At 61.5% G+C, this 6,624-nt stretch carries 7 protein-coding genes and 1 pseudogene; 3 read left to right on the top strand and 5 right to left on the bottom strand.

Annotation, left to right across the window (positions count from 1 at the left end):
• Positions 1–95: 95 nt before the first annotated feature.
• Positions 96–833, bottom strand: a pseudogene (locus tag GGD66_RS40945) (ArdC family protein); the annotation flags it as partial.
• 1,387 nt (positions 834–2,220) lie between these two features.
• Here GGD66_RS40945 and GGD66_RS40940 point away from each other — a divergent pair.
• Entirely contained in the window at positions 2,221–2,484 is a 264-nt protein-coding gene (locus GGD66_RS40940) for a hypothetical protein (protein WP_183262251.1), read from the top strand.
• A gap of 87 nt (positions 2,485–2,571) precedes the next feature.
• Here GGD66_RS40940 and GGD66_RS40935 read toward each other — a convergent pair whose 3' ends face one another.
• The 4 genes from GGD66_RS40935 to GGD66_RS40920 form a co-directional block, all read right to left on the bottom strand.
• Complete coding sequence (locus GGD66_RS40935; protein ID WP_183262248.1) at positions 2,572–2,709, bottom strand: DUF3606 domain-containing protein; 138 nt, start codon at positions 2,707–2,709, stop codon at positions 2,572–2,574.
• 278 nt (positions 2,710–2,987) lie between these two features.
• Positions 2,988–3,155, bottom strand: coding sequence for a hypothetical protein (locus GGD66_RS40930; RefSeq protein WP_210321822.1), 168 nt, complete (start codon positions 3,153–3,155; stop codon positions 2,988–2,990).
• Complete coding sequence (locus tag GGD66_RS40925) at positions 3,152–3,457, bottom strand: hypothetical protein (protein ID WP_183262246.1); 306 nt, start codon at positions 3,455–3,457, stop codon at positions 3,152–3,154. The genes GGD66_RS40930 and GGD66_RS40925 overlap by 4 nt, the downstream gene beginning before the upstream one ends.
• Positions 3,458–3,491: 34 nt before the next feature.
• Positions 3,492–4,151 (bottom strand): ATP-dependent DNA ligase, encoded by a 660-nt coding sequence (locus GGD66_RS40920; protein WP_312014232.1) that lies wholly within the window; start codon positions 4,149–4,151, stop codon positions 3,492–3,494.
• Here GGD66_RS40920 and GGD66_RS42320 point away from each other — a divergent pair.
• Both GGD66_RS42320 and GGD66_RS40910 read left to right on the top strand, forming a co-directional pair.
• Positions 4,146–4,943, top strand: coding sequence for a hypothetical protein (locus tag GGD66_RS42320; protein ID WP_312014231.1), 798 nt, complete (start codon positions 4,146–4,148; stop codon positions 4,941–4,943). The genes GGD66_RS40920 and GGD66_RS42320 overlap by 6 nt on opposite strands.
• Entirely contained in the window at positions 4,943–6,622 is a 1,680-nt protein-coding gene (locus GGD66_RS40910; RefSeq protein WP_183262244.1) for a DNA polymerase/3'-5' exonuclease PolX, read from the top strand. The genes GGD66_RS42320 and GGD66_RS40910 overlap by 1 nt, the downstream gene beginning before the upstream one ends.
• Positions 6,623–6,624 lie beyond the last annotated feature (2 nt).

Raw genomic sequence — 6,624 nt, 5'->3', positions numbered from 1 at the left:
CTCACCACAAGTGGGGACAAGGCCTACCGCCTCCGTCAGTCCTGTTGCATCGACGTAAGCAAGACGCTGAGAGTCGGTGCAGACTGTCAAGATAAAGCGACCAGTTCTTCAAAGGCATATTTCTTCGTACCGTAGGATCCGCTCTGGTCGCGATTGAGACGCGAGGGATGCCCGGTCGCATGACCGAGTTCATGCAAGGCCGTACGGTGCCAGTTGATGGGTTCAAAATAGGCCTGCGGCGGCGGGATCTGCACGAAGTCTTGGGCCGGTGCGTAGAATGCGCGATCGCCACCAATCCGAAAGGTGACCCCGGTGGCCTTGATCAAAGCCTCCACCGTCGGCTCGATCAGCCCTGGCGGCGGTGGCGGAGCCGCGGTAGCGATCTCATTGGGGAGTCCGGCGCATTGGTCCGTGTTGAAGACGGTAAATCGCTTGAGAAATGGAATGGCCTGCGCTTCATCGCCGGTCTCGGCGGCACGCCGCTTCTCATCACGCGGGACGAAACGGTCGGCGTAGACCACCGTGGTACCACGCTCCCCCTTACGCACATGCCCTCCAAGCGACAGCGCTTGCCGGAACGTGAGCCAGCTTTGACCGCTGTAACCATGCTCGATCGTGCTTCCCCAGAGCAGAAGGATGTTGATCCCGCTGTAGGAGCGATCGGTCGAAGCGTTTTTCGGCATGGCCAGCGGCGCTTTCGCCGCGGCCGTACCCCAAGGCTGGACCCAAGGCACGCGGCCGGCCTCAAGCTCGGCAATGATCTTGTCGGTGATTTCGGTATAGAGGTTCGCCCGGTCCAGCCCGGCGCGCGCGCAAGCAGTAGGGTTTGACATCGCGGGTCTCCGCGACGGGCGCCACGAGCCTCTCTCGCAGCTTGTAACCCGTCACGGAAAAACCCAGCCTGCACTCTTACTCTCAGCTTCTAGCGCAATCTGCCTTAGGCCGCAGGCCCGATCAGGCGTGCGCCCAAGGGCGCATCGCCTCAACGGAAAATGGCACCCGGAGAGCGTGAGCATAGCGACCCGCAGGGGCACGCGGGTCCGAGTGCAGCGACGAGACCGGTTCAATAGCGGCACCCGGGAACGGGGCAGTGATAGCGATCGCCGCAGGCGAGTCCCTTTCCCGAGTGCCCCCGGCGAGGAGCACCAATGCTCTAGCGCGAGGGATCGAAGCCGCAAGGCCGAGACGCTGCGCGGCTCGGTTCACGAGAGCCCGGTGCGGCCCTGGCCGCACGCGCCAAAACCTGAGCGAACGTGATGCAGGCAATGATACGAGAGCCGCCCGGCATTTTCACAGGAGTCTCACAATTGTGGAAGAGAGGCCTGTGGGCGGAGCGAAAGCGAAAACCACTCGCGGACGCGGCGAAAGATGCACCCGCAGGAGGGTCCGCATAGCGCCGACGCGTAGCGGCGGGACCCGGGACCGAAGTGCAGTCGCGAGACCGGTTAAGAAGGCACCCGACCCGAAATGGCAGTGATAGCGACGCCGGCATGCAATTGACGGCAGGCCCGAGGGTGAGTGCCTCCGGCGAGCGACTCAATGCGGATTCACGTCTCCTTGGTATCATTTTTGCTTTTATGATATCGTCTCACTCGTGCGCATGTCGATGCACGGCGTGGGCATGTTCACTGAGAGCCAATTCTTACAGAGGACGACATGGCCAAGAAAGCGAAGAAGGCAAAGAAGACGACGAAATCAGCTACCAAGAAGGTTGCAAAGAAGACTTCAAAGAAAAAGAAGTAGTCGTATCGGCTACTGATCTATTGCCGCCTCCGGGTCGCAATCCGGATGAATAGCGAGACCTTCCCAAAGGATATGAAGCGTCCTTTGCAGCCGTTCGGTATCGCGGCACGCTAAGATAAGGCCGGACCTTTGTGCAGGTGGCTGCTGCATAAAGGTCCGGTTTTTCGTTTCTGCCCCGCGAGGGCGTGATCTGCTCGTGCGCGAGGGATCGAAGCCGCAAGACCGAGACGCTGCGCGGCTCGGTCCACGAGAGCCCGGTGCGGCGACAGCTGCACGCGCAAAACGGATAAGGAGCGACCGCCGGAGCTCGGACGTCTGGTTTCTTCAGTTCGTTCTTGCTCAGCCTAGCACCTGGCCGTGGAAAATTTAGCCTTTGAAAACCCACGAGATCCCACGATCCCGAATCCCGGTCGTGTGTTAGCGATGGGGAACGCCTGCGGGACTAAACGATTCGTCTCAGCATGGGAGAACCTTTCAATGCTGATGACAAAGCAGAGACGGCCGGTGATTCGCACCCTGCGCGGTTGGGCAATCCACGTGCTGAATGAAGCCGGCGCCATCCGCGAGTGCGAGGAGCACGGTTGGATGCAGGACCGCGCCGATCCGCACGCACGAGAGCGGGCCTTCGACATCGCCCGTCGAGACCCGCCGGCCGGCGTCACCCCCGATGCAGCGTTGGCTGAGGTTCGCGACGTGCTGAACTCGATCGGTGATACGTGCCTGGAGTGCCCTGCAGATTAAAGGGCTGGTGCTGAGCCAAAGCCAGCCAGGCTTCCAATGTCAGCGACCTAACCTTTTCTCCACGCGCTTGCGGAAATTGCCGACCTTCTAGACGGCCTTCTTCACCGCAGAGGCCGAGCGGCCAGTCTTCTTCGCTTCATACCGGACCTCGTAGTCCTGCCCTTTCGCGACCCGGGCGCGATCCTGTTTGAGTCCACGCGCGGTCTTCTTCTTCGTTGCGGCCATCGGCTCTCCTCCTCTTTAGAAGTGAGGCAATGCAACGCTGCAGGGATTCGCGGGTTCCGTGCGAGCTATAGCCGCGGGTCAGTGGCCACAAGAATGGCCGTGGACTGTGGGAGCCCAGCCGTCGAGCAACAGACCGTCCCAAGCTACGACGCCCTCATCCCATTTCGACGCATGCTCGCGGTACATCGAAGCCCAATGAGGGCTCCATTCGATGATCTGGTCATTGAGACCATCGTGGACGCGGCACGGCCTATCGGGATCAAACGTGTCCATCGAGTTCATGCCGGATGTCCGGGATCGACGTCCTTGGCCGTCTTCTTCTCCCGCTGAGATGTCATCTTCGCCGGACTTTCCTCGCCGGGCACGCCGCGGGGACCAAGCTCTTCGCGGATGTCATCCTCGGAGCGTTCGGGCTCGACGCCACTCATCGGCTTCGCCCGGCTCATTCCATCCGAGCCTTGTCTTTCAGGTCGCGGATCCGGGCCTCGGCTTCCTCCTTCGAGGTGACGATCTCCGATTCATCGGGCACCCGTGCGATCGCGCTGAGCTTCTTGAGCTCTGCGAGTTGTTCTGCAGTTGGCTTTTCCATCTTCGAATCCTTGAGCGCCTGCACGACAGCCTCGTCGTCGAGCACATCCAGCAGCTGGTTTATGGTTTGCTCGCAATCTCTGGGGCCAGGCTCGACATACCGAGCCAGGATGCCCTGAGCGTTTTCCAACGCCTTCGCAATTCGCTTTTCCGGATCCATGACCGGTACTCCAGATACTCTGAGGCAAACGCGGCTATGAACGGCGTGTTCCTCTGCTCAGCCCCTTGAACGAGCTGGCCCGCAGGAGGCCTTCGGAGGTGATGTCGCGGTACTCGATGTCGGCATAGAACTTGGGTTCGACCCATGTTGCCTTCGGCTTCCTGATGGTCTTCGTCAGCCTCTGCTTCGGGCTGACTACGGTGTCGAGCGCCTTGCGGATCTGCGCCGAGGTGGTCCGGCTCCACCCCGTGCCGACCTTGCCCATGTAGACGAGATCCTTGCCTTCCTTCTTGCCCAGGTAGAGCGCGGCCACGCCGGACGGATCTTTGATGAAGCCGACAACGGGAAACTTGCCCTTCTGAACGACCTTGATCTTCTGCCAGGCTTCGACCCGCTCAGATCGGTAGGGCGCGTCCACGCGCTTTGAGATGATGCCCTCATAGTTCAACTTGCCGGCGGCGATGAACAGAGCCTGCCCGTCGCCCTCGTGATGCTCGCTGAAGAAGATGGGCTCCTCGAGCCTGTGCGCCTCGATCAGGTCCTTGAGCAGCCTCTTCCGTTCGATCTGCGGCTCCTTGCGCAAATCCTTGCCGTCGAGCCACAGCAGGTCGAACGCGAAGTAGACCAGACGGTCCTGCTCGCCTCTACCGAGGTCCGCCTGCAGTTCGGAAAAATTGGTGCGGCCCTCATGGATGACGACGACTTCGCCGTCGACAATGGCCTGCTCCTCGATATCGAACGCGGCAGCTATTCTCGAAAACTTGCTGACTCAATTGTAGCCGTTGCGGGTATAGGCCCGGCGATCATCGCCGTCGATCCGGAGCTGGATGCGGTACCCATCGTATTTGATTTCGTGAATCCATCTAGATCCCGAAGGTGCCTTTATCTTCAGGGTCGCCAGTTGTGGGCTGATGAACCCCGGCATCTGAGGAGCTTCTGGCTTCTCGGCCGGAGGCGCCGATCTTGTACGCTTTGCCACGCTACGCAACTAACAAAAAACCGCCGCCGGGTTGGGGCCGACGGCGGGCAGTTTACCTACCTTACTCAACGAGTCCCGCAACTTCGAAGGCGACGAAGAGTTCCCGCGGCCTGCCTGGTTCGCAAGCTTTCGAATATGAGCGATCCGCCACGCGTTCTCAAAGTGCACTGCCGAGAAGGCCAATCCCTGCCGTATCGAACTCCGGCCGATAGCCGGCGTTTACCTATCATGTCAGACGCATTCGATTACTTCCGGGCCTACGCCGTTCGAGCTTTCTGCAAAGCGAGATCCATGCCGCAGGGCAGGATGAAGCATCTGCAGCTGGTGGCCGGTCGAATCTACAATCTCCTCAAGAAGGAGGCTGCTTACGGCCCCAATATCCAGCACCTGAACGATTTCCGCGCTGCCCAGAAGCTCGAGAGCTCCCTCGATCGCCAGCCAAGTGGCCACTCCGGCGGTCGCCTCACCCCGGCGGCGCCGCAAATCGTGGACCGGGAGACTCGCTAATGCCTGCGCTCGACTCTCGCGGTGTGGCAGGTCTCCTGCGAGAGTACGCACAGCGCACCGCCTTGCGAGGCGGCAATCCCTACCGGGCGAAAGCCTACTCGCGGGCTGCCGACAGCCTGGCGGCACTTGCCGTCCCTCTGGACGTGATCGTCGCCGAGGATCGTCTTACGGAGATCCCGGGGGTCGGTGATGCCATCGCCGACATCATCACCAAACTTCACAAGACGGGCAGTCATCCCAGCCTCGAAAAGCTGCGGAAGGAGATTCCCGCGGGCGTGCTCGAGATGCTCGCGGTGCCCGGCTTGCGTCCGGAGAAGGTGCTGCGGCTCTACCAGGATCTCGGCATCGCCTCGCTCGCGGAATTGGAGGCCGCTGCCAAGGACGACCGCATCAAGAAGGCAAAGGGGCTCGGCGCCGCGCTGCAGACGAAGATCGTGCAGAACCTGGCAATCGCGAAAAACGGAGAAGGCCGCTTTCACCTGCACCGTGCCGCCGCCCTGCTCGCGCATGCGAAGGAATCCATCCGCAAGGCTCGCCCCGAACTCAAGCGCGTGACGATCGCCGGCGATTTCCGTCGAGGCTGCGAACTCGTCGGCGACTTCGCAATCGTTGCGGAGGCTGCCAAAGCGGAAAGGACGTCGATACAATCGGCGGAAAGGCTGCAAATCCTGGTGTCCGACCACAAACATTTCGGCGCCGCTCTTCTCTTCGCCACCGGCTCCGTCGCTCATATCGAGCAGCTCCAAGCCTTGGCCGCCGAGAAGGGCATGCGGTTGGACGCCGACGGCTTGCACAAGGGCCGGGCGCTGGTTGCCGGCGAGGAGGCCGACATTTACAAGGCTCTCGGGCTGTCCTTCATCGATCCCGAGCTGCGGGAGGGCCGAGGCGAGGTCGAACTAGCCCTGCAGGGCAAGTTGCCGAAGCTCGTCACCGACAAGGACCTGCGCGGAATTCTGCACTGCCACACCGATGCCTCCGATGGGACAGAGACCCTAGAGAGCATGGCGAAGGCGACCCGTCAGCGCGGCTTCGAGTATTTCGGGGTGGCCGACCATTCCAAGTCTGCGCACTATGCCGGAGGTCTGTCGGTGGAGGCGATTGCGCAGCAGCACCGGGAAGCCGACCGGCTGAACAAGCGCTTCGGCAAGGATTTCCGGATCCTGAAAGGCATCGAGTCCGACATTCTGGCGGACGGCTCGCTCGATTACGATGACGAAGTGCTGGAGCGCTTCGACTTTGTCGTCGCCAGCATCCATGGCCGTTTCAAGCTGGACCGCAAGGCGCAGACCCAGCGCCTGCTTCGCGCCATTTCCAATCCTCACACGACCATCATCGGCCACATGACCGGTCGCCAGCTTCAGCGCCGGCCAGGTTACGAAATCGACGTCGAGAAGGTGCTGCGGGCCTGCGCCAAGCACGACGTCGTCGTGGAGATCAATGCCCATCCATGGCGGCTCGATCTGGATTGGCGCTGGCACCGGGCGGCGCTCGAGTTCGGCTGCATGCTGAGCATCAATCCGGACGCGCACTCGATTCCAGAGCTCGATCACATGCATTGGGGCGTCGAGATGGCTCGCAAGGGCGGCGTCCCCGCCGACCGTATCCTGAATGCGATGACGCTTCCTGAGATCACGCGCTACCTCCGCCAGAAGCGGCGCTCGCTCGCCCGCGCTGCCTGATG

The sequence above is a fragment of the Bradyrhizobium sp. CIR48 genome (assembly GCF_014198315.1).
Lineage (GTDB): Bacteria > Pseudomonadota > Alphaproteobacteria > Rhizobiales > Xanthobacteraceae > Bradyrhizobium.
Note: the sequence above shows the minus strand (reverse complement) of the source record. Positions and strands in the feature narration are given on the sequence as shown.